Source organism: Maribacter litoralis, assembly GCF_003075045.1.
Taxonomy (GTDB): domain Bacteria; phylum Bacteroidota; class Bacteroidia; order Flavobacteriales; family Flavobacteriaceae; genus Maribacter; species Maribacter litoralis.
The window spans coordinates 1-1,727 of sequence record NZ_QCZD01000014.1 but is presented as its reverse complement, the minus strand read 5'-3'; the positions used below and the strand labels follow the sequence as shown (position 1 = coordinate 1,727).

At 50.3% G+C, this 1,727-nt stretch carries 1 protein-coding gene; it reads left to right on the top strand.

Going from position 1 to position 1,727, the window contains the following annotated elements; translation table 11 throughout:
• The first annotated feature begins 77 nt into the window (after positions 1-77).
• Positions 78-1,649, top strand: coding sequence for an IS1182 family transposase (locus DCS95_RS20050; protein WP_244178503.1), 1,572 nt, complete (start codon positions 78-80; stop codon positions 1,647-1,649).
• Positions 1,650-1,727 lie beyond the last annotated feature (78 nt).

Below are 1,727 nucleotides of genomic sequence, written 5' to 3'. Positions count from 1 at the left end.
TTGTGCCTGTTGCACAAGTTAACGAAAAAACCATATAGGGCCAACGTGATCTTAACGTTGGGTCGTTAACTTTAGGTATGCAGGGAAAAAAGGATTACCAGGAAAAGCTATTTGCACAATTTCAATTGAGTGAACGCATCCCCAAGAACAATTTTTACCGGCGTTTGAAAGGCGTCCTAGATTTGGAATTTCTTTATATGCTTACTCGTCCCTATTATGGTGAGAGCGGCCAGAAGAGCATAGACCCCGTGGTCTTCTTCAAGCTCTGTTTGGTGGGCTACCTAGAGAACATCATCAGCGACCGAAGGCTGATGGCACATTGCGCTATGCGCCTGGATATTCTTTTTTTCGTAGGCTATGACATTGACGAGGAACTTCCCTGGCACAGTACGATAAGCCGTACGCGCCAGCTCTTCCCGGAAAGTGTATTCGAGGAGGTCTTCACCAAAGTCCTTGCCATGTGCGTTGAAAAGGGTATGGTCGCCGGCCATACACAGACCATAGACAGTGCACCGGTAAAGGCTAATGCGAGTATGGATACATTGGAGCTTAAAGTCCCCGAAGAGGAACTTGACGAGCATTTGAAAAAAGTACGTGCTATAAGCGCCATGGACAAAGAAGCGCCACACCGCAAGAGCAAGGGCGACAGGTCGGATAAGGGGCAACGAAGTGTTACCGCCAACGATAATGAGCTCTCCGCGATAAAGGGCCGTAACAAGAAGTGGGCGAAGGACCAGGACCAAAGGCCCGGTGCCGGCAACAAGGGAGCGAAGTATACGAGCAACAAGACCCATTACAGTCCTACCGACCCCGATGCCAGGATAAGCGTAAAGCCGGGCAAGGCAAGAAAGCTGAACTACCTTAGCCAGTTGAGCGTGGATACGGCACATCATGTAATTACCGATATCAGGGCGTACCATGCCGATGGCAAGGACAACCAGCAGTTACAGGATATCGTACAACGCCTACAAAGAAGATTATGGCAGCAGGGTCTCGTCTTTGAGAACTGCGTGGCCGACACGGGCTATAGCAGTGGCGAGAACTATGCCTTTTTGGAAAGCATGGGACTCAAGAGCTTCATACCCGCCCACGGGACGTTCAAGGGAGGTCCCGATAATTTCGTTTATGACCAGGGGACCGACAGCTACCTGTGTCCCCAAGGGAAAACGATACCGTTCACCAAGGAGTTCAGGGATCATCGCACGGGAACAAGAAAGAAGGAATACCGCGCACGAAAGCATATCTGCACCGGGTGCCCGATACGCAGTAGCTGCCTGGGCAAGAGCGCACAGGAGAAGAAGTTCGGCGTCACCTACTATCGGGCGGAATATTTTCGTAACATCGCCCGGGTGGAGAGCCCACTGGGGCGGTATATGAAGGGCAAGCGGCAGAGCACGGTAGAACCCGTTTTTGGAACCTTGACCCAGTTCATGGGACTGAGGAAGATAAATACCATCGGGCTCGCACAGGCGAACAAGGTCATGCACCTCTCGGCCATTGCCTACAACCTCAAAAAGTACCTGAAATTCGAGAACGAACACCCGAAAAGTGGGGCAGGAAAGCTTGCCTTGCCATTATTCGTAAAAATCATGGTCCACTACGTGAAAAGCCTTTCTCCGGCGCACGGAAAATTCACGTTCAACTTCTAGCTTAGCATAAAAAAAGCCCCTTAAAGAGGCTTATATCGTTTGTATTTGTTTCTGATCAACGACTTGTGCAACGGTTAC